The sequence below is a fragment of the Actinocorallia sp. API 0066 genome (assembly GCF_020991275.1).
GTDB lineage: Bacteria > Actinomycetota > Actinomycetes > Streptosporangiales > Streptosporangiaceae > Actinocorallia.
Genome location: NZ_JAJLQY010000004.1, coordinates 244,212 through 263,932, shown reverse-complemented (window position 1 = coordinate 263,932; position 19,721 = coordinate 244,212). Strand labels below are relative to the sequence as shown.

General features: G+C 73.3%; 17 protein-coding genes and 2 riboswitches. Of the genes, 12 read left to right on the top strand and 5 right to left on the bottom strand.

Features of this window, described 5'->3' with window-relative positions; genetic code table 11:
- Nucleotides 1-6 precede the first annotated feature (6 nt).
- Nucleotides 7-2,415, bottom strand: coding sequence for a lysylphosphatidylglycerol synthase transmembrane domain-containing protein (locus LO762_RS12150; RefSeq protein WP_230614708.1), 2,409 nt, complete (start codon nt 2,413-2,415; stop codon nt 7-9).
- Between the two features lie 173 nt (nt 2,416-2,588).
- Nucleotides 2,589-2,684: riboswitch (glycine riboswitch) on the top strand.
- A riboswitch (glycine riboswitch) is annotated at nt 2,685-2,770 on the top strand.
- A 54-nt stretch (nt 2,771-2,824) separates the two neighbouring features.
- Here LO762_RS12150 and gcvP point away from each other — a divergent pair.
- Together gcvP and LO762_RS12140 are read left to right on the top strand one after the other, a co-directional pair.
- Nucleotides 2,825-5,683 carry an aminomethyl-transferring glycine dehydrogenase gene (gene gcvP, locus LO762_RS12145; RefSeq protein WP_230614707.1) on the top strand — a complete coding sequence of 953 codons (2,859 nt, stop codon included), beginning with the start codon at nt 2,825-2,827 and terminating at the stop codon, nt 5,681-5,683.
- A 187-nt stretch (nt 5,684-5,870) separates the two neighbouring features.
- Nucleotides 5,871-6,647 carry a tetratricopeptide repeat protein gene (locus LO762_RS12140; protein ID WP_230614706.1) on the top strand — a complete coding sequence of 259 codons (777 nt, stop codon included), beginning with the start codon at nt 5,871-5,873 and terminating at the stop codon, nt 6,645-6,647.
- Nucleotides 6,648-6,650: 3 nt separating this feature from the next.
- Here LO762_RS12140 and LO762_RS12135 read toward each other — a convergent pair whose 3' ends face one another.
- Nucleotides 6,651-7,463 carry a hypothetical protein gene (locus LO762_RS12135; protein ID WP_230614705.1) on the bottom strand — a complete coding sequence of 271 codons (813 nt, stop codon included), beginning with the start codon at nt 7,461-7,463 and terminating at the stop codon, nt 6,651-6,653.
- Between the two features lie 282 nt (nt 7,464-7,745).
- Between LO762_RS12135 and LO762_RS12130 the strand changes: the two genes are divergently transcribed.
- Both LO762_RS12130 and LO762_RS12125 read left to right on the top strand, forming a co-directional pair.
- Nucleotides 7,746-8,414 carry a DUF6082 family protein gene (locus LO762_RS12130; protein WP_230614704.1) on the top strand — a complete coding sequence of 223 codons (669 nt, stop codon included), beginning with the start codon at nt 7,746-7,748 and terminating at the stop codon, nt 8,412-8,414.
- Between the two features lie 61 nt (nt 8,415-8,475).
- Complete coding sequence (locus LO762_RS12125; protein WP_374201551.1) at nt 8,476-9,093, top strand: alpha/beta family hydrolase; 618 nt, start codon at nt 8,476-8,478, stop codon at nt 9,091-9,093.
- A gap of 69 nt (nt 9,094-9,162) precedes the next feature.
- Here the strand turns inward: LO762_RS12125 and LO762_RS12120 are convergent, their stop codons facing one another.
- Nucleotides 9,163-9,366 carry a DUF5999 family protein gene (locus tag LO762_RS12120; RefSeq protein ID WP_230614976.1) on the bottom strand — a complete coding sequence of 68 codons (204 nt, stop codon included), beginning with the start codon at nt 9,364-9,366 and terminating at the stop codon, nt 9,163-9,165.
- A gap of 252 nt (nt 9,367-9,618) precedes the next feature.
- Entirely contained in the window at nt 9,619-10,176 is a 558-nt protein-coding gene (locus tag LO762_RS12115; protein WP_230614703.1) for a TetR/AcrR family transcriptional regulator, read from the bottom strand.
- A 191-nt stretch (nt 10,177-10,367) separates the two neighbouring features.
- Here LO762_RS12115 and LO762_RS12110 point away from each other — a divergent pair, with 191 nt between their 5' ends.
- The 3 genes from LO762_RS12110 to LO762_RS12100 all read left to right on the top strand — a co-directional run bounded on the left by LO762_RS12110 (nt 10,368) and on the right by LO762_RS12100 (nt 12,162).
- Nucleotides 10,368-10,748, top strand: coding sequence for a plectin (locus LO762_RS12110; RefSeq protein WP_230614702.1), 381 nt, complete (start codon nt 10,368-10,370; stop codon nt 10,746-10,748).
- Nucleotides 10,749-11,036: 288 nt separating this feature from the next.
- Nucleotides 11,037-11,660, top strand: coding sequence for a maleylpyruvate isomerase N-terminal domain-containing protein (locus LO762_RS12105; protein ID WP_230614701.1), 624 nt, complete (start codon nt 11,037-11,039; stop codon nt 11,658-11,660).
- Between the two features lie 253 nt (nt 11,661-11,913).
- Entirely contained in the window at nt 11,914-12,162 is a 249-nt protein-coding gene (locus LO762_RS12100) for a hypothetical protein (protein WP_230614700.1), read from the top strand.
- A gap of 4 nt (nt 12,163-12,166) precedes the next feature.
- Here LO762_RS12100 and LO762_RS12095 read toward each other — a convergent pair whose 3' ends face one another.
- Nucleotides 12,167-12,670, bottom strand: coding sequence for an NUDIX hydrolase (locus LO762_RS12095; protein ID WP_230614699.1), 504 nt, complete (start codon nt 12,668-12,670; stop codon nt 12,167-12,169).
- Between the two features lie 144 nt (nt 12,671-12,814).
- Here LO762_RS12095 and LO762_RS12090 point away from each other — a divergent pair, with 144 nt between their 5' ends.
- The 5 genes from LO762_RS12090 (at nt 12,815) to LO762_RS12070 (ending at nt 19,715) form a co-directional block, all read left to right on the top strand.
- Nucleotides 12,815-14,776: a molybdopterin oxidoreductase family protein gene (locus LO762_RS12090; RefSeq protein ID WP_304523640.1), complete on the top strand. Its 1,962-nt coding sequence runs from the start codon at nt 12,815-12,817 to the stop codon at nt 14,774-14,776.
- A gap of 199 nt (nt 14,777-14,975) precedes the next feature.
- Nucleotides 14,976-17,495 (top strand): nitrite reductase large subunit NirB, encoded by a 2,520-nt coding sequence (gene nirB, locus LO762_RS12085; protein WP_230614697.1) that lies wholly within the window; start codon nt 14,976-14,978, stop codon nt 17,493-17,495.
- Nucleotides 17,492-17,830: a nitrite reductase small subunit NirD gene (nirD, locus tag LO762_RS12080; protein ID WP_230614696.1), complete on the top strand. Its 339-nt coding sequence runs from the start codon at nt 17,492-17,494 to the stop codon at nt 17,828-17,830. Before nirB ends, nirD begins: the two co-directional genes overlap by 4 nt.
- Entirely contained in the window at nt 17,827-19,020 is a 1,194-nt protein-coding gene (locus tag LO762_RS12075; RefSeq protein ID WP_230614695.1) for a uroporphyrinogen-III synthase, read from the top strand. The genes nirD and LO762_RS12075 overlap by 4 nt, the downstream gene beginning before the upstream one ends.
- Complete coding sequence (locus tag LO762_RS12070) at nt 19,020-19,715, top strand: sirohydrochlorin chelatase (RefSeq protein WP_230614694.1); 696 nt, start codon at nt 19,020-19,022, stop codon at nt 19,713-19,715. The genes LO762_RS12075 and LO762_RS12070 overlap by 1 nt, the downstream gene beginning before the upstream one ends.
- The last annotated feature ends 6 nt before the right edge of the window (nt 19,716-19,721 follow it).

The window sequence follows — 19,721 nt, the reverse complement described above, 5'->3', positions numbered from 1 at the left end:
GGCCCGTCAGAGCGATTCGGTGCGTTGCAGGTAGTGGAAGGAGGCCCAGCCGGGCAGGACCGGCAGCCAGAACGTCAGGAGCCGGAAGAGCAGCACCGCCGAGGTGGCCGTCTCGACCGGCAGGCCCGCGACCGTCAGGCCCAGGACCAGCGCGCCCTCGACGGCGCCGAGACCGCCCGGCGTGGGCGCGGCCGAGCCGAGCGCGTTGCCGGTGAGGAACACCACCGCCACGGCCGTCCAGCCCAGCGAGCCGCCGAAGGCGCGGATGGACGCGTCGAGGCAGACCACAAAGGCGACGGTCAGCAGCAGGGTGCCGCCGAGGCCCGTCACGATCTTGCGGGGGTCCTGGAGCACGTCCACGAGCCGGGGCACGACACCGGAGAACATCAGCTTCAGCCGGCGCACCACGAGCCGCCGCACCGGGCCGACGGCCGCGCCCAGCCCCGCCACCGCCCCGACGGCCAGCAGGACCAGCATCACCGTCTTGGACGGGGCGAAGTCGCGGTCGGGCTGCCCGGAACCGGTCAGGAAGCCCATCACGAACAGCAGCATGATGTGCACGACGAGGCCGGTGAGCTGGGAGGCGCCGACGCTGGCCACCGCGGGCCCCGGCCGCACCCCCATCCGCTGGAGGTAGCGGGTGTTGATCGCGATGCCGCTGACCGCGGCGGGCGCGACCAGCTTGACGAACGAGGCGGCGAACTGCACGGCGACCGTCCGCCACATCGGCAGCCGCTCCGGCACGAACCCGATGACCATCATCGCGGCGGCCACGAACGACACGCCGGAGGCGAACAGGGCGAGCACCGCCCACCGCCAGTCGGCTTCGGTGACGAGCTTTCCGAGGTCCTGGCCGCCGAGCGTGGTGAGCAGGAAGTAGGCGGCGATCGCGGCGCCGACGATGCTGAAGATCGTCCGGGGCCGGAACCGCTCCAGCTTGACGGTCGCGACCTCGGTCTCGGGGTAGAAGCGCAGGATCTCCTCCCGCAGCGCCCCGAGCAGCTTGCCGTCCTTGCGCAGCGCCGCCCGCGTCTCCCGGGACAGCGCGACCTTCTGGAGCAGCGGCACCAGCGCGCCGAGCGCGTCCGCGCCCAGCATCGCCGACGCCGTGTGCACCGCCCGCCCCGCGCCGACCCGCAGGCCCAGCGTGGTGAGCAGTTGGGCCTGGTCGAGCCGGAGCAGGAGGTCGCCGACCGCGATCTCGCCCCGGCCCAGGCCGACCAGCCAGGGCCGCCCCTCGCAGACGAGGACCGCGGAGCCGTCCAGGCTGCGGTGCGCGATCCGCTGCCGGTGCAGCAGGCCGAGCTGCAGCCAGATGCCCTTCAGAAGGTCGTCGGTGATCTCCTCGTCGGGCAGGTCGAGCAGGGTGGTGCCCTCGACGTGCGTGTAGGCGAGCAGGGCCGCTTCGGTGCCGACCTCGGAGGTGGCGACGAGCCGTGGCGTCTGCACGCCCGCCGCCGTCGCCGCGTAGGCCATCAGCGACTCCTGCTCCAGCGACCTGCGCAGCGAGCGCACCGTCCGCCGGGGCTGGTGGGCGCGCAGCCGCACCCCGCGCCAGGCCCGGTAGAACAGGCCGGCGGTCTGCTGGTCGCGGTCCAGGACGGTGACGTCGAGGTCGCGGGTGCGGCCGTGAACGAGGTAGCTGCGGTGGTCGAGGGTGCCGTCGTCCACCCGGGTGGCCTTGAGCGGCTGGAGGCCCAGCCGGTCCAGCGCCGCCACGACGGCCGCCCCCGGCGGCCGGGGGTTGGGGGTGCCGAGCCCGTAGAGCGTGAGATAACCCACGAGACGGCCGATCAGATACGTCGCGACGAGGCCGAGGGCCGTCGTGTGGCCCGCCACCAGCGAGGCGAGGCCCGCCAGCGCGATCGTGCCCCACATGACCGCCTGCCAGCGCGGCCGCCCGGCCAGGCGCACCGCCGTCACGTAGGCGATGACGGGGGTGAGGTCGGCCGGGACGGGCGTCTGGCCCGTCTTGGTCCAGCCGAGCGCGTTGACGATGATCGTGGGGGAGGCGTGCTCGATCCACGCGTCCAACGCGACGACGGCGCCCAGCGCGGCGATCGCGGCGACGAGGCCGACCGCGATCCGGGTGAGGTCGCGGCGCACCACCCGGTCCACCGCGAACGCCATCGGCACGGCCAGCACGCCGAACCCGGCGGTGAGGCTGGCCAGGCTCAGCAGGAAGTGCGGCGCCTGCTCGGTGCCCCGGGTGACGTCGCTCTCCAGGCCGGTCGTGGTCTGCGTCGCGAAGGTCGGCAGCAGCAGGAGCAGGCCGAGGCCCGCCAGGCAGGCGAGCGTCTTGATGAGATCGCCCTGGCTGCGGATCCGTGCCGGAAAGGGCGCCTCGTCCACCTCGGCGCCGTCGGGAAGGCTGAGCGGCGGCTCCAGGGCTGTCGCGCCCTGCGTCTTCGTCACCTCGCCACCGTCCTCCCGGTTCCCGGTATCGCCCAAGATTAGTCGGCCCCTGCCCAGACGTGATCACCTCGACGGACGAGCCGTCCGCACCGCGTTGTCCTACCCAGGTACGATCCCCCGTCCGGGGCGCCCGCGCAGGGGAGATCGTGCACAAGGTACACTGGCCACGCTGTCGACCCCAGGCGGGAGAGACTCCGTGCAATCCGGTGCGGAGCGCCGAAGGAGCAACGTCCCCGGAACCTCTCAGGCAAACGGACCGTCGGGTGAGGCGCCTCTGGAAAGCGGGCATGTGCCCCACCGAAGGTGAAAGCCCTGATGCCAGGGCGAAGCTCTCAGGTTCCGAAACAGAGGGGGAGCGCGGGTCCAACGACCCCTCAACCTCTGCACCGCGCCTTCGGGAGGCTCCGGGATGACCGCCAACTTCACCGACCGTCACATCGGCCCGTCGGCCGCCGACCTCCAACGGATGCTCGCCGTCGTCGGGTTCGCCGATCTCGGCGCGCTCATCGACGCCGCGGTCCCGGCCTCGATCCGCACCACCCGGCCGCTCGACCTGCCCGCTCCGCTGAGCGAGACCGAGGCGCTGGCCAAGCTGCGCGGCTTCGCCTCCCGCAACCGCGTGCTCACCTCCTACATCGGCCTCGGCTACCACGGCACGACGACCCCCGGCGTGATCCTGCGCAACGTCCTGGAGAACCCGGGCTGGTACACCGCCTACACCCCGTACCAGCCGGAGATCTCCCAGGGCCGCCTTGAGGCGCTGCTCAACTTCCAGACCATGATCGCCGACCTCACCGGCGTGCCCGTCGCGAACGCGTCCATGCTGGACGAGGGCACCGCCGCCGCCGAGGCGATGGCCCTGGCGCTGCGCGCGACCCGCCGCAAGGAGCCCGGCGCGTTCGTCGTGGACGCCGACGCGCTGCCCCAGACCGTCGAGGTCATCCGCGCCCGCGCGCTGCCGCTCGGCATCCCCGTCGTCGTCGCCGACCTGGACGGGCCGCTGCCCGAGGGCGAGGTCTTCGGCGTGCTCGCCCAGTACCCCGGCGCGTCCGGGGCCGTCCGCGACCTCGCGCCGCTGGCCGAGGCGGTGCACGCGCGCGGCGCCCAGCTCGTCGTCGCCGCCGACCTGCTCGCGCTGACCCTGCTGAAGTCGCCCGGCGAGAGCGGCGCCGACATCGTCGTGGGCTCGGCCCAGCGGTTCGGTGTGCCGTTCGGGTTCGGCGGACCGCACGCGGGCTACATGGCCGTGCGCGCCGAACTCCAGCGGCAGCTCCCCGGCCGTCTCGTCGGCGTCTCCGTGGACGCCGCGGGCAGGCCCGCCTACCGGCTCGCGCTCCAGACCCGCGAACAGCACATCCGGCGCGAGAAGGCCACCTCGAACATCTGCACCGCCCAGGTGCTGCTCGCCGTCATGGCGTCCATGTACGCCGTCTACCACGGGCCCGACGGGCTGCGGGAGATCGCCGGGCGCGTGCACCGGCGCGCCGCGTCCTTCGCCGCGTCGATCGCCGCGCAGGAGGTCGAGGGCTACGAGGTCGTCAACACCACGTACTTCGACACGCTGACGATCCGCGTCCCCACCACGGGGCCGAACACCGTCGCGGCCGCGCGCCGCGCCGGGTACAACATCCGGCTCGTGGACGCCGAGACCGTCGCCGTCGCCTTCGACGAGACCACCACCGAGGACGACCTCCAGAACCTCCTTGAGGCGATGGAGCAGCGGTCGTTCCGGCGTGCCGTCGCCGTCGTCGAGGCCGAGGGCGAGGCGCTGCCCACCGAGGTGCTGCGCACGAGCGACTTCCTCACCCACCCGGTGTTCCACACCCACCGGTCCGAGACCTCGATGCTGCGCTACCTGCGCCGCCTCCAGGACCGGGACATCGCGCTCGACCGCTCCATGATCCCGCTGGGCTCCTGCACCATGAAACTCAACGCGACGACCGAGATGGAGCCCATCACCTGGCCCGAGTTCGCGAACCTGCACCCGTTCGCGCCGATCGAGCAGGCCGCGGGGTACGTCGAGCTGATCACCGAGCTGGAGGAGTGGCTCGCCGAGATCACCGGCTACGCGAAGGTGTCCGTGCAGCCGAACGCCGGATCGCAGGGCGAACTGGCCGGGCTCCTCGCCGTCCGCGCCTACCACGCCTCGCGCGGCGAAGCGCACCGGAACGTCTGCCTCATCCCGTCCTCCGCGCACGGCACCAACGCGGCCAGCGCCGTCATGGCCGGGATGCGCGTCGTCGTCGTCAAGTGCGACGACAACGGCAACGTCGACCTCGACGACCTGCGCGGCAAGCTCGACAGGCACGCCGAGGAACTGTCCGTGATCATGGTGACGTACCCGTCCACGCACGGCGTGTACGAGGAGGGCATCACCGAGATCTGTGCGGCCGTGCACGCGGCGGGCGGCCAGGTCTACGTGGACGGCGCCAACCTCAACGCGCTCGTCGGCCTCGCCCGTCCCGGCGAGTTCGGCGCCGACGTCTCCCACCTCAACCTGCACAAGACGTTCTGCATCCCGCACGGCGGCGGCGGCCCCGGCGTCGGCCCGGTCGCCGTCGGCGCGCACCTCGCGCCGTTCCTGCCCAGCCACCCGCTGCGGCCCGAGGCCGGCCCCGAGACGGGCGTCGGGCCGATCTCGGCGGCGCCGTGGGGCTCGGCGGGCATCCTGCCGATCCCGTGGGCCTACATCGCGATGATGGGCCCCACCGGCCTGCGCCGCGCGACCGAGGTCGCCGTGCTCGCCGCCAACTACGTGGCGCGCCGCCTCGCCCCGCACTACCCGATCCTCTACACCGGGCAGGGCGGGCTCGTCGCGCACGAGTGCATCGCCGACCTGCGCAAGCTCACCAAGGACACCGGCGTCACCGCCGAGGACGTCGCCAAGCGGCTCATCGACTACGGCTTCCACGCGCCGACCCTCTCCTTCCCGGTCGCGGGCACGCTGATGATCGAGCCGACCGAGTCCGAGGACCTCGCCGAACTCGACCGCTTCTGCGACGCGATGATCGCCGTCCGCGCGGAGATCGACAGGGTCGCGTCCGGCGAGTGGGACGCCGCCGACAACCCGCTGCACAACGCGCCGCACACCGCCGAGACCCTGCTCGTCGAGGAGTGGAAGCACGGGTACACCCGCGAGGAGGCCGCCTACCCGGTGGCGTCGCTGCGCGCGCACAAGTACTGGGCCCCGGTCGGCCGCATCGACGGCGCCTACGGCGACCGCAACCTCGTCTGCTCCTGCCCCCCGCCCGAAGCCTTCGAGGACTGACGCCTCCCGCGCCGCTGTGTTCGATCTGCCCGAGGGCGGGCGCTTGGCGAGTTCCGACCGGGTCGGGAGCGCCCGCCCCCGGGTGGGACCGATCGGGAGATCTTCGGCGATCCGGTCGTGTCCCGCCCCGGCGGCGTCGCCGGATCGGTAGGGTCGGGGTGCGTCCGCGGAGGTGAGGAGGCCCCGGTTGTCCCTGGCGCAGGCACGGCAGATGGCCGAGACCGGCGACCTCACCGGCGCCGCCGGCCTGTTCAGCGAGGCGCTCGCCTCGGACGTCCCGGCGGAGCGGGCCGAAGCGGCCCTGGGCCTCGCCGTCGTCCTGGAGGACCTGGGCGACACCGAGGGCGCCCGCCGCGCCGACTGGACGGCCATCGAGACCGGCGACCCGGAGTACGCGCCACGCGCGGCCTACCACCTGGCCCTCTCTCACGAGCGCGCGGGCGAGCCCGCCGAGGCGTCCGAGGCGTGGCACATCGTCGCCTCCTCAGGACACGCCGCCTACACCCCCGCCGCGTGCCTCGCCCTGGCCCAGCTCGCCGACGACGCCGCCGACCCGGAGGCGGCCGTCACCTGGTGGGAGCGGGTGATCGAGACGGGCGACCCCGAGTACGCCCCCGTCGCCGCGCACGACCTGGCGCAGCACCTCCTCGACGCGGGCCGCACCGCCGCCGCCCAGCGCGTGCTCGCCGAGACCCTCCGCACGCTCACCCCCGACACCTACGCCTACGCCCGCCTGGCCACCCTGATGGGCCTCGCCCACCTGGACCAGGCCATCGGCGCCTTCACCGCCGCCGTGGACGCCACCACCGCCCCCGACGTCACCCCGCTGGCCGTCGAGCTCCTGGCGCGGACGTTGCGGCTCCGCGCCCGGGACACCGAGGCCGAGGCCGTCTGGAGCCGGGCGCTCTCCGACCCGGCCCTCCACGCCCAGGTGACCGCCCGCCTCCAGCGTCCCGCCCCCTGACCCCTAGGGGCGGAGGCGGTGGATCCGGGTGAGGTCGGCTTGGCGGAGGTCGGTGTGGGTGATGGCGAAGTCGCCATTAGGGAGGGGCTCCTGGAACCGGCGGCCGACGACGCGGTCCGGGAGGAAGGCGCGGAGGCGGCTTCGTAGCCTGTCCCGGTAGGTGACGGGTGTGCCCCAGTCCGGGTCGGTCTCGTCGGAGCCGAAGAGCACCCAGTGGTCGGTGTGGACGACGGCGTCGAGGTCGGGGACGGCGCCGGTGTGGCAGTCGATCGCCGGGAGCACGAGCCTGTCGTCGTCCAGCGGCCGGTACCAGAGCAGCAGCGGTTTGGCGGCGGCGGCCTCGGCGTTGTCGAAGCAGCACAGCGCGACCGCGTGGTCGGGGAAGGCGGCGGCGTAGAAGTCGAAGAGCTCGGGGTTGAGCGCGGGCCGCCGCGACGGCTCCACCCGGCCCAGCGCGGCGGTGATGTCCGCGGCGTTCTCGGCGAGGACGACCGTGTAGATGTCGTGGCGGAAGACCTGGACGGCGCCACGGGGCGCGTCGCCCCCCATCCAGTCGATCGTGGACCCCGCGGCGACCGGGGCGACGGCGTCCACCATGTTCTGGAGCACCGACTCGGCCCGGCTCACCGGGAGGAAGTGCCGCGCGTCGATCGACCGGGCCGGGAGGTGCAGCAGCAGGGCGTTCGGTCCGGCCGCGAGGTTCACCGCCGTGTTCTGGTACCCGAGCACCTCGATCCTGCCGTGCTCCGGATGCAGCCTACGGCCGCAGTAAAGGATCGTGCCCGAGAACGCAGCGGGCCCCATCGAGACGCACACCCGACAAACCGTACCGAAGCCAGCCGAAAACGGCGCCCGCATCAACCCCACAAACCCCCGAACATCCACATCCCGGATGCCCATGGCAAAAGATCCCAGACCGCCTCTGTCCGGAAGGGGGGCTGGGGGAGAGTTTCTGGGTGGGGGTTTTCTGGGGGGTGGGGGTTGGTTAGCCTTTGGGGGTGGGGTTAGGGGAGGGGGTTGGTCTTGAGGGCTTGGTGGCGGAAGTGGGGGTGGGGGTTGGTTGTGGGTTTTGGGGTTGTTGGGGGGTTGGTGGTGGTTGTGGTTTCGCCGTTGGGGTTCGGGGTGGTGGGGGAGCGGGTGGGGGCGGACTGGAAGGGGCTGAGTGACATCGGGCAGGCTTATGGCGGGGTGGCGGCGTTGCTCACGGCGGTGACGTTGCCCGTGCTCGCGGTTTCGCTGGTGGTGCAGGCGCGGGAGGTGCGGGTGGCCCGGGAGCAGGCGCTACGGGCGACGCACAACGAGCTGACGGCGTTGGGGATGGGCGACCCGGATCTGCTCGGGGTGATGCGGCCGCTGCCCGACGACTCGCCGCGCGGGCTGCGTGAGGAGAAGCGTACGTACTACGCGAACCTGTGGATGTCGTACTGGATCTCCCGGTACCGGGTGGACAGGCTGACCAACGGGGCGCTGGCGGGGAACTGCCGTGGGCTGTTCGCGACGGAGTCCGGCCGCGAGTACTGGGCGGGGGCGCGCGCGGCGTGGCTGGCGCGGCATCCGCGCGGCAGGGATCGCCGGTTCATCAACATCGTCGAGCGGGCCTACCTCGACGCGGTCGAGAACGGGCCGCCGGCGGACGCGTCCGAGCCCGCCGCCCCCAGATCCGCCGTCCCGTACCGGAGGCTCGCCTACGTCGGCGCCGGGATCGGCGCGTGCGCGGCGGGCGCCCTGATCTCGGTCCTCCGCCGACGCACGAGAAACCCCCGTTAGGGTCCTGACGCGTCCGGCGGGGCGGGTCCGGGGGCCGGAGTGATCATGGGACAATGGGCGGGTGCGGATCGTCACCGGGGTGGGGGAAGGGGAGGTTCTTCTTGAGGGGGAGGGGGACGCCGGGCTCGTCGTCGTGTTGACGCACGGGTCGAACGGGAGCGTGGACGCGCCGGATCTGCTGGCGGTGCGGGAGGTGGCGCTCGATCTGGGGGCCGCCGTCGCGCGGGTCACTCAGCCGTTCAGGCTGGCGGGGCGCAGGGCGCCGGGGAGCGCGTTGAAGCAGGACGCCGCGTGGGTGGAGCTGGTGGGCGCGGTCCGGGAGCGCTGGCCCGGGGTGCCGCTGGTGCAGGGCGGGCGGAGCAACGGGGCACGGGTGGCGTGCCGGACGGCCGGTGTCGTCGGGGCCGTCGGGGTGGTGGCGCTGGCGTTTCCGCTGCATCCGCCGGGGAAGCCGGAGAAGAGCCGGGCGGCCGAGCTGCGCGGCGCGGGCGCTCCCGTGGTCGTCGTCAACGGGGATCGCGACCCGTTCGGGATACCCGACGCGGCGGACGCCGCCGAGGTCGTCGTGCTGCCCGGCGAGAACCACGAGCTGCGCAAGGACCCCGCCCGGGTGGGTGCGGCGGTGGAGCCGTGGCTCCGGCGGTGGCGGAGCACGGTGGCGCCGGTGGCGGGGCCGTGAGGCGGTGGCTCCGGGGTAGGGGTCCCCGAAGCGCGGTGATCACCCGATCGGACTAGTCCCGGGCGGGACTCAGGCCGCGGTGGGGGCGTGCAGGTCGGTCGGACGGTGCGGTGCGACGATACCCCCGTCGGGCAGCAGCTCACCGGTGTCTTCGAACACGACGACGCCGTTGCACAGCAGGCTCCACCCCTGCTCGGGGTGGCTGGCCAGGGTCCGCGCGGCGTCGCGGTCCGTTCCGTCGGAAGAGGGACAGGGCGGCTGGTGCGGGCACATCGGCGTGCCTCCGGTTCTCACTCTCGAATGGGCGTGTGTGTTCTGTCACGTTGGACGCGTACCAGTGTGCATCGGTTCGTGTCCGCCGGGACATAGCCCGATGGGACTGTTGTGGCATCGCTACCGAGGCCGTCGCTTCGTTGCGGCGGCTCCGGCTGATCTACGTGGACCGATCCTTCCCGCGCGTATCGGGAAGGAAACGGTCGGGTGGGCGTGCTGGACAGAAGATCATGTCCTCTTGGTGATAACCCGTCACAGGGGCGCGGTGAGCATCCCGGAGAGCATGACGTCGAGGCCCTCGTCGAACTGCCGGTCCCAGTCGACGGTCTCGGCCCCCTGCGCCTCGCGGCCGCGCACCTCCAGGGCGGCGTGGCCGATGAGGAAGGCGATGAGGGTGCGGGCGGCGCTGTGCGCGGCGGACTCCAGGAACCCGGCGAGGCGCAGCACCTCGGCGACGGACCGGGTGGTGGTGGCGAGCGCGGCGGGGTTGCGGCGGGTCACCAGGAGGGGCAGGACGCCCGCGTGGTCCACGAGCAGCGCCCGGTACGCCTCGGCCCAGGAGCGGATGCGGTCGCGCCAGTCGTCGGCGCCCAGGGGCCGTGTGTCGGCGTGTAGGACGCCCACGTGGGAGATGAGCCCGTCGAGGAGCTCCTCCTTGCCGCGCGGCAGGTGGTGGTAGATCGCCATCGCCTCGACTTCGAGGGCGTCGCCGAGCCGGCGCATGGTCAGCCGGCCGAGGCCCTGGCCGTCGACGATGTGCAGGGCCGCCTCGATGATGCGGTCGCGGGTCAGCGGCTCACGGGGGCTCACGTGCGGTGGTCTCCTCTCCTGCGGTGGCCGCCGCCGCGGCGACCACCAGCGACCTTACTGCGTAAAGGCCCCGGCCGGGGCGCGCCGCGCGGGAAAACGCGGGCGCGCGGGAAAATCCCCCGGCGGGGATGTGCCTGCCGTCACGAGGCGGCGTAGGCTGCCGCGAGTACCTGTGCGGAAAGGATCGACTCATGCTCTTCGGACGGCGGATCAGCCCCGAGGTCGCGGCCCAGTACGCCGCCGACAAGACGCTCGCCGGCGAGTACCGGGCCCGCCTGGCGGACGTCGAGGAGGCGCGCGCGGCCCAGCGGGCGGGCGCGCCCGACACGGCCGAGCGGCGGGCGCTCGCGGGCGTCCTGGAGAAGGCGCTGACGGCGGCGGTCGAGTCCGCCGCGGCGGCCGAGCGGGTCGCGATGGGCCCCCGGACGTACGGCACCAGCCGGGCCGCCGAGATCTCCCGGCGCAAGGCGCGGGCGAAGGCGTCCGTGCGCCCCTACAGTGAGGAACTCGACCGGCTGCGGACGGCGCGCGAGGCGCACAAGCTGTCCTACCGGTCGCTCGAAAGGGTGTGACTCCCCGCAGGACACCCTGAAGGGGTCTGACGGGGACGATGTCGGGGGTTTCCGGCGCGCTTGCCGCCTCAGGTGGCACAGCGGCCGGAACTCTGAGAACCTTGCCTGCGCGTTCGCGGAGGGTCACCGCGAGTGAGGGGGCACCAGGGCCGGGGGCGGGCGCTCCCGACGAAGTCGGGGTCGCGAAGCGTCCGTTCCGGCCCCAGGCAGGCACGGGCCGGGGCAAGGCTCGGCGGGGGAAATCGTGGGGGTTCGAAGTTGGATCGCAGGCCGCCTGACCGGCATCGCTTGCTGGAGTCCTACCGGGCCGGGGTGGCGGCCATTCGGCAGTTCGCGGCCCGCTGCGACGACTGGGAGGCGCCGACGCCGTGCGCCGAGTGGCAGGCGATCGACCTCGCCGGGCACCTGCGCTGCGTCGCGGAGAACCACCTGGAGTACCTGCAGGACGCGCCCGACAGCAGGCTCGCGAAGCTGTTCGCGCAGGACATCGCGACGGCGGTGCTGATCCGCCAGCAGGCGAGGCAGAACGCGGCGGAACTCGCGGTGCTGCCGCCGGAGTCGGGACGGGAGCGGATCATGTCGTTCACCGTCTCGGCCGACGCGTATCTGGACCTCATGGCCGACGCGTGGGAGAAGACCCACTTCATCTTCCGGGGGACGAAGTACACGGTCGGGGACCACGCGGGTTCGGCCTGTGTGGAGTGGCATCTGCACGCGTGGGATCTGGCCCGCGCCGTCGGCGAGGACTACCGGCCCGCCGATCCCGAGCTGCTCGTGGCGGCGTGGGCGTGGGGCGTCCCGCATCTGCCGCTGAGCCGGGAGGCCGACCCCTGGATCCGGGTGCTGCGCTCGTCCGGCCGCTCCCAGGAGTGGCGGCGCGACCGCCCGGTGCGGGCCCGCAGGCGGCGCTGACGGCCCGCGCGGCACACGAACACGGCCGGTACCGCGCATGACGGGCGGTTGCGCCGGGTAGGTCCGTCATCGCCGGTCTCGGGGGAGGCCGGGACGTGTTCGATGGACCCGGAGGACGGCCGCTTCGCGACCCCGACTTCGTCGGGAGCGGCCGCCCCCGGGACATGTTCGATGGGCCCGGAGGATGGCCGCTTCGCGACCCCGACTTCGTCGGGAGCGGCCGCCGCCGGGCCGGATCGCGGGGGGGATTCCGATGGCCACGTGCGAGGTCTGCGGCAACGACTACGACCTGGCGTTCGAGGTGCGCGCGCAGGGCGCGGTGCACGTCTTCGACAGTTTCGAGTGCGCGATCAACAAGCTCGCGCCGATCTGCGAGCACTGCGGGTGCCGGGTGATCGGCCACGGCGTCGAGGTGAACCGGCACTGGTACTGCTGCGCGCACTGCGCCCGCGCCAAGGAGGGCGCGGCGGCCGGGAAGATCGCGGACCGGGCGCCCGCCTGAGCGCTCAGCGGCGCGGCAGCGGGAACGCGCCGAGCCGGACGGCCGCCGGGTGCACGCCGTCCTCCAGGTAGACCGGGTGCCCCTCGGCCGCGAGGATCTCCGCGACGCGCCGCGCGATGTGCGGGGGTGTGAACGCCGGGACGTCCTCGGGCGCGGCCAGGACGTGTTCGGACAGTTCGTCGGGCGGCAGTGTGATCCGCGCGATCTCCTCGCCGTCGAGCCTTCCGGCGAACACCCAGACGTTGGTGGCGTCGATCTCCCCTGCGGGCGGCGCCCAGTCGAAGCAGACCATGCCGTCGATGCGGGGCCGGAGGCCGAGTTCCTCCTGGCATTCGCGCAGGCAGGCGGCCAGGGGCGACTCTCCGGCCTCGATCACGCCGCCCGGCAGCAGCCATCCCGGCCGGTAGGTGGGCTTCACCAGCAGGATGCGGCCGCGGTCGTCGGTGAGCAGCGCTGAGGCGGCCCCCCGGGTGCGCGGGAGCGTGGCGAGGTAAGCGGCGTCGGCCATGCTTCGAGCGTAAGCCGAACGGGCGCGGAAGCGCCGGTGTAGGCGGTAAACGCACGACCGCGTGGCGGACCGGGTGAGGGGGTGTTAACACCCGGGACATGCACGGGACGCGCATGTGAAACGGCCTCCGATCACGATCGGGACATGGCCGTAAGCGAACCGGCAAGTACGTCGTCCCGCTGCCCGTGCCACGCCGCGCGGTGCGCGCGCGCGGGCGGTTCGGGCGCTGTGCCGTCCGGGGTCCCCGATCGTGTCACGACGCCGCTGATGCGGGTGCATCCCGGCGCGCCGCTCGAACCCGTCTCGTGGGACGCGGCGCTCGACGCGGTCGCCGGTAAGGTCCGCGGCCTGCGCGCATCCTACGGGCACGACGCCGTGGCGGTGCTCGGGGGGTGCGCCATGACGGGCGAGACCGCCTACCGGCTCGGCAGGTTCGCCAGGTCGGTGCTGCGCACGCCGCGGGTGGCGTTCAGCGGCGGGCCGCGGGTCGCGCCGGGCGCGGCCGAGGCGCTGGCCCGCGCGTTCGGCGTCGACCGGCCGCTGCCGGGCCCGCTGGCGGACTTCGGCGACGCGGACGTGCTGCTCCTGGTCGGGGACGCGGCCGAGGCGTCGCCGTCGTTCCCGCGCGAGCTGCGGCGGATGCGCGCGGCGGGCGGCATCCTCGTCGTCGCCGATCCGCGCCGCTCGGAGACGGCGCGTATGGCCGATCTGCACCTCCAGCTGACGCCGGGCACGGATCTGGCGCTGGCGCACGGCATGCTGCGGCTCGCGGACGCCGACGGCCTTGTGGACGCCGGGTACGTGGCGGCGCGCACGACGGGGTTCGCCCGGCTGCGCACCGCGCTGAGCGGATACTGGCCGGAACGGGCCGAGCGGATCACCGGCGTGCCGGTCGCGCTGATGCGTGAGGCGGTGCGGCTGCTGTCGTCGGCGGGCCGGGCGTACGTGGTGGCCGAGCGGCCGCGCGACAGGGACACCGTCGCCGCGTTCGTGAACCTGGCGCTCGCCCTCGGCCTGCCGGGACACGACGGGTCGGGGTTCGCGTGCGCGACCGATCCGGGCGAGGGGCACGGCCAGCGGGCCGACCTGCTGCCCGGCGACCGCCCCCTGGACGACGCGGCCGCCCGCGCCGCCGTCGCCGCCGTCTGGGGCATGGACCCGACGCTGCTGCCCGCCTCGACGGTCGCCGCCGAACGGCTCCTGTACGGGCCGCGTAAGCCGCGCGCGCTGCTGCTGTTCGGCTCGGACCCGGTGGCGTCCTCGCCCCGTCCGGCGGCGGTGGAGGAGCGGCTGAACGGCCTGGATCTGCTCGTCGTGGCCGACCACACGCTGTCGGAGACGGCGCGCCGCGCTGACGTGGTGCTGCCGACCGCGCACTGGAACGAGGTGTCCGGGACCGTCACGACGCTGGAAGGCAGGGTGCTGCGGCGTGAGCGGGTGATGGCGCCGCCGGAGGGTGTGCGCACCGAGCTGGAGGTGCTGCGCGATCTCGCCTCCCGCCTGGACGGCCCGGGGGAGTGGAGCGCGGATCCGGAGGAGGTCCTGGCCGAGCTGGGCAGGGCGTCGTCAGGGGGGAGCGCGGACTACGCGGGCATCACCTACGCGCGGATCGACGTGGAGGGCGGCGTCTTCAGGCCGTGCCCCGATCCGGCGCATCCGGGCACGCCCCGGCCCTTCCTTGACGGGTTCGCCACCCCGGACGGGAGGGCACGGTTCACAGCGGTGGACCAGCCTGGCGCCGCCGAAGAGGTGGACGCGCGCTATCCGCTGTATCTGACGGCCGAGCGGCAGCCCGGAGGCACGCACGCCCCCTTTGAGGACACGCCTTACCTTGAGCTGCATCCGGAGCTGGCCGAGCGGTTGGGGATCGGTCCCGGCGCGACGGTCCGGGTGTCGGGGCGGCGCGGCGTGGTGATCGCGCGGGCCCGGCTGAGCGACACGCTCCGTGAGGACACGGTGTGCCTGCCGTTCCCGTGGGGCGGCGCGGGCCCGGCGCATCCGCTCGCCGGCGACGGCCAGGAGCCCGCCCCGGCGGTGTGGGCGGTACGGGTGGAGCCGACCGGTCTGCCCGATCCGTTGCTGCCGCTGATGCTCGACGGCCCCTGAGGCCGCTGAAACGGTTCAACTCCGCGGACCCGCTGTGACCCCTCGTCACGGCGGGTTTCCGGTTTTTGTTGACGAATGCGGAAAAAGTCCGATTCTTGGTCACGTCATGACAACAGCGATGTCTCGACGTGAGCGTGTTTTAACACAGGGGTGACAATGGGGACCCTGACGCGAAACGCGCCGTTCCGAATATCTGTCCATGGATCACGGAGGAGTCGTTTCCCGCAAGAGGCTGGTGGTGGTGGGCTACGGCCCTGCCGCGCACCGGCTCGTCGAGGCGCTGCGCGAACGGGACGGCGCCGCCACCGGCCCGCACTGGAAGATCACCGTCATCGGTGAGGAGACCCGCCCCGCCTACGACCGCGTCGCGCTGACCACCCACCTCGAAGGCGCCGACCTGGCCTACCCGTCCCCCGGTGCGGACGTGGACGTGCACTGCGCGGAGCGGGTCGTGGAGATCGACCGCGCCGCCCGGGAGGCCGTCACCGCCTCGGGCCGCCGCTTCGGCTACGACGCGCTGGTGCTGGCCACGGGCTCGTCGCCGTTCGTCCCGCCGATCGAGGGCAAGGACCTGCCCGGCGTCTTCGTCTACCGCACCATCGACGACCTGGACGCGATGCGCGACTACGCCGCCGACAAGGCGTCCGGCGCGGTCATCGGAGGCGGCCTGCTCGGTCTTGAGGCAGCCCGCGCGCTCCAGGGGCTCGGCCTGGACAGCGGTGTCGTCGAGGTCGCGCCGTGGCTGATGCCGCGCCAGCTCGACGAGGGCGGCGGCGCCATGCTGAGGCGCCACATCGAGAACCTCGGCATGGACGTGCACGCGGGAACCCCCATCACCCGCCTGGAGGCCGGGCCTGACGGCGCCGTCAGCAAGGTCGTCCTCCAGGACGGCAAGGAGGTCCCCGCCGAGCTCGTCGTGTTCTCCGCGGGCATCAGGCCGCGCGACGAGCTGGCCAGGAGCAGCGGCCTCACCGTCGGCGAGCGCGGCGGCATCACGGTGGACTCCGCGTGCCGCACCGACGACCCCGCGATCTACGCGATCGGCGAGTGCGCCCTGATCGGCGGCATGGTCTACGGCCTGGTCGGCCCCTGCTTCTCGATGGCGGAGGTCGTCGCCGACCGCCTGGTGAACCCCGACAGCACCGCCGCCTTCGAGGGCGCGGACCTGTCCACCAAGCTCAAGCTGATGGGCGTGGACGTCGCCAGCTTCGGCGACCCGTTCGCCGACGCGCTCGGCGTCACCTACACCGACCCCGTCGCGGGCGTCTACAAGCGGCTGCTCGTCAGCGACGACGCCAAGACGCTGCTGGGCGGCGTGCTCGTCGGCGACGCCGAGGCGTACTCGACGCTGCGCGCCTACGTCGGCGCGTCCCTGCCGGGCGAGCCCGAGCAGATGCTGTTCGGCGGCACCGAGGCCGCGGGCGGCGACCTGCCCGAGGGCACCGTCATCTGCTCCTGCAACAACGTGACGGCCGGCGACATCCGCTGCGACATCCGCGACCACGAGCTGCGCGACGTGGCCGCCGTCAAGAGCTGCACCCGCGCCGGGACCAGCTGCGGAAGCTGCGTGCCGCTGGTGAAGAAGCTGCTGGACGCCGAGCTGGCGGCCGCCGGCATCGAGGTCAGCCGGGCGCTGTGCGAGCACTTCGCCTACTCCCGCGCCGAGCTGTTCGACATCATCAGGGTCCGCCAGATCAGCACGTTCAGCAGGCTGATCGCCGAGCACGGCACCGGCCGCGGCTGCGACATCTGCAAGCCGACCGTCGCGTCGATCCTCGCCTCGCTCGGCAACGGCCACATTCTGGACGGCGAGCAGGCGGCCCTGCAGGACACCAACGACCACTTCCTCGCCAACATGCAGAAGAACGGCACCTACTCGGTCGTTCCGCGCATCCCGGGCGGGGAGATCACCCCGGACAAGCTGATCGTCATCGGCGAGGTCGCCCGCGACTTCGGCCTCTACACCAAGATCACCGGCGGTCAGCGGATCGACCTGTTCGGCGCCCGCGTCGAGCAGCTCCCCAAGATCTGGAAGCGCCTCGTGGACGCCGGGTTCGAATCCGGCCACGCCTACGGCAAGTCGCTGCGGACGGTGAAGTCCTGCGTCGGCTCCACCTGGTGCCGCTACGGCGTCCAGGACTCCGTCGGCATGGCGATCAAGCTGGAGCTGCGCTACCGGGGCCTGCGCGCCCCGCACAAGCTCAAGTCCGCGGTGTCCGGCTGCGCCCGCGAGTGCGCCGAGGCCCAGTCCAAGGACTTCGGCATCATCGCCACCGAGAAGGGCTGGAACCTCTACCTGTCCGGCAACGGCGGCATGCGGCCCCGGCACGCCGACCTGTTCGCCAGCGACCTCACCGACGAGCAGCTCCTCACCTACATCGACAGGTTCCTGATGTTCTACATCAGGACCGCCGACCGGCTCCAGCGCACCTCGGTGTGGATGGAGTCCCTCGAAGGCGGCCTCGACTACCTGCGCGAGGTCATCATCGACGACCGCCTGGGCATCTGCGCCGAACTCGACGCCGCGATGGCGCGGCACGTCGAGTCCTACGGCGACGAATGGCGGGAGACCCTGGAGGACCCGGAGCGGATGGCCAGGTTCGTCTCCTTCGTCAACGCCCCCGAGACGCCCGACCCCAGCATCTCCTTCGAGGTCGAGCGTGACCAGATCAAGCCGGTCCTGGTGGCCGGACCCCACCTGGAGGTGATCAGCCAGTGACCGCGACCGCCGTCTCGACCTGGATCGACGTCTGCTCCCTCGACCGGATCACGCCCGAGCGCGGCGTCTGCGCGCTCGTCGGCGGCGTCCAGGTGGCGATCTTCCGCACCTTCGACGGGGAGCTGTACGCCCTGTCGAACCACGACCCCTTCAGCAACGCGTACGTGCTGTCCCGGGGCATCCTCGGGAGCCGCGGCGGCGTGCCGACCGTGGCCTCCCCGATGTACAAGCAGGTCTTCGACCTGACCACCGGACGGTGCCTGGACGACCCGGACACCTCCGTCCCGATTTTTTCCATCAGGCTCAACGGCGACCGAGTGGAAGTGATGACGTGACGATTCAGGCGGGTGTGCTGACCAGTGAACCCCTGTCGGGGTTCGCCGTCGGGGTGACGGCGGCCCGCCGCCATGAGGAACTCGCGGCGCTCCTGGAGAGACGGGGCGCCCGCGTGGTGCACGCCCCGGCGATCCGGCTCGTGCCGCTCCAGGACGACGCGGAGCTGCTCCAGGCGACCGAGGAGTGCATCAGCCGCCCGCTGGACTACGTGGTGGTCACCACCGGCATCGGGTTCCGCGCCTGGCTGGAGACCGCCGACGGCTGGGGGCTGCGCGACAGCCTCCTGGACAAGCTCGGCAGCGTCCCGATCCTGGCGCGCGGCCCCAAGGCGCGCGGCGCGATCCGGTCGGCGGGCGTCACCGAGGCGTGGTCGCCGGAGTCGGAGAGCTGCGAGGAGGTGCTCAAGCACCTCCTGGAGTTCGACCTGCGCGGCAGCCGCATCGCCGTCCAGCTGTACGGGGAGCCGCTGCCGGAGTTCACCGACGCGCTGCGCGGCCAGGGCGCGGAGGTCATCGAGGTGCCGGTCTACCGCTGGTCGCGCACCGACGACTCGACGCCGCTGCGCCGCCTCGTCGGCCAGGCCGTCGCGGGCACCGTCGACGCGATCACCTTCACCAGCGCCCCCGCCGTCACCGCGACGCTCGCGGTGGCGGCCGAGGACGGTCTGGAGGACGCCCTCATCGAGGCGCTGCGCACCCACGTCGTGGCGGCGTGCGTCGGCCCGGTGACGGCGTTCGCGCTGACCGAGCGCGGCGTGCCCACGATCCAGCCGGAGCGCGCCAGGATCGGCGCGCTGGTCCGGGCGATCGTCGAGGACCTGCCCGCGCGCAGGGCGCGGCGCCTGCACGTGCGCGGCCACGCCCTGGAGCTGCGCGGGCACGCCGTTGTGCTCGACGGCCAGTTGCGGCCGATCGCCCCGGCCCCGATGGCGATCCTGCGGGCGCTCGCCCGGCGGCCCGGACACGTGGTGTCGCGGGCCGAGCTGTGCGGGGTGCTGCCGTCCCGCGTCGTCGCGGCCGGTTCCAGCTGGACCAGCCCGCGCGACGGACGTCCGCAGGCCGACGAGCACGCGGTCGAGATGGCGGTGGCACGGCTGCGCCGCGGTCTCGGCCGGACCGGCATCGTGGAGACCGTCGTCAAGCGCGGCTACCGCCTCGCGTGCGAGCCGGGACGCGAGGCGCTCGCCTGATGGCGGTGCTGCTCGGGGTGGCGCACGGCACCCGTGACCCGGCGGGCGCGGCCGCGATCCGCGGCCTGCTCGCGCTGGTGCGCGAGGCACGGCCGGACCTCGCGGTCGCCGAGTCCTACGCCGAGATCACCCGGCCGTCGGTGGCCGCGGCCGTGGCGGCGCTGCCGCCGGGGCGGCAGGTCTTCGCGGTGCCGCTGCTGCTCGGCCGGGGCTACCACGTCTTTGTGGACATCCCCGCGCAGCTCGCCGCCGCGGGCGCGGAGGCGGCCGTCGCCCGTCCGCTGGGCCCGCACGCGGCGCTCACCCGCGTGCTCGCCGAACGGCTGGGCGACGCCGCCGAGGCCGACGCGGTCGTCCTGGGCGCCGCCGGATCGACCGACCCGCGCGGCGTCGCCGACGTCGCGGCGGCCGCCCGCATGCTCGGCCGCAGGCTGGGCAGGCAGGTGCCGTTCGGGTTCGTGGGCGGTCCGGGGCCGAAGCTCGCCGACGTGGTGGCGCGGGCCAGAGCCGGAGGCGCCCGCAGCGTCGCGGTCGCCTCCTACCTTCTCGCGCCCGGGTTCTTCCAGGGCAGGCTCGTCGCGACCGGCGCGGACGCCGTCGCGCCGCCGCTCGGGGCGCATCCCGAGCTGGCGGCGCTGGTGCTGCGGCGGTTCGACGAGGCACGCGTCGGCGCCCGCGCGTTCGCCCTCAGCTGAGGGGAC

What these genes read in the sequence shown, in the direction of transcription:
- gcvP (WP_230614707.1), top strand. Translation starts at nt 2,825, where the DNA reads ATGACCGCCAACTTCACCGACCGTCACATCGGCCCGTCGGCCGCCGAC.
- LO762_RS12120 (WP_230614976.1), bottom strand. Translation starts at nt 9,366, where the DNA reads ATGTGCCCGCACCAGCCGCCCTGTCCCTCTTCCGACGGAACGGACCGC.
- LO762_RS12110 (WP_230614702.1), top strand. Translation starts at nt 10,368, where the DNA reads ATGCTCTTCGGACGGCGGATCAGCCCCGAGGTCGCGGCCCAGTACGCC.
- LO762_RS12100 (WP_230614700.1), top strand. Translation starts at nt 11,914, where the DNA reads ATGGCCACGTGCGAGGTCTGCGGCAACGACTACGACCTGGCGTTCGAG.
- LO762_RS12095 (WP_230614699.1), bottom strand. Translation starts at nt 12,670, where the DNA reads ATGGCCGACGCCGCTTACCTCGCCACGCTCCCGCGCACCCGGGGGGCC.
- LO762_RS12090 (WP_304523640.1), top strand. Translation starts at nt 12,815, where the DNA reads ATGGCCGTAAGCGAACCGGCAAGTACGTCGTCCCGCTGCCCGTGCCAC.
- nirB (WP_230614697.1), top strand. Translation starts at nt 14,976, where the DNA reads ATGGATCACGGAGGAGTCGTTTCCCGCAAGAGGCTGGTGGTGGTGGGC.
- LO762_RS12070 (WP_230614694.1), top strand. Translation starts at nt 19,020, where the DNA reads ATGGCGGTGCTGCTCGGGGTGGCGCACGGCACCCGTGACCCGGCGGGC.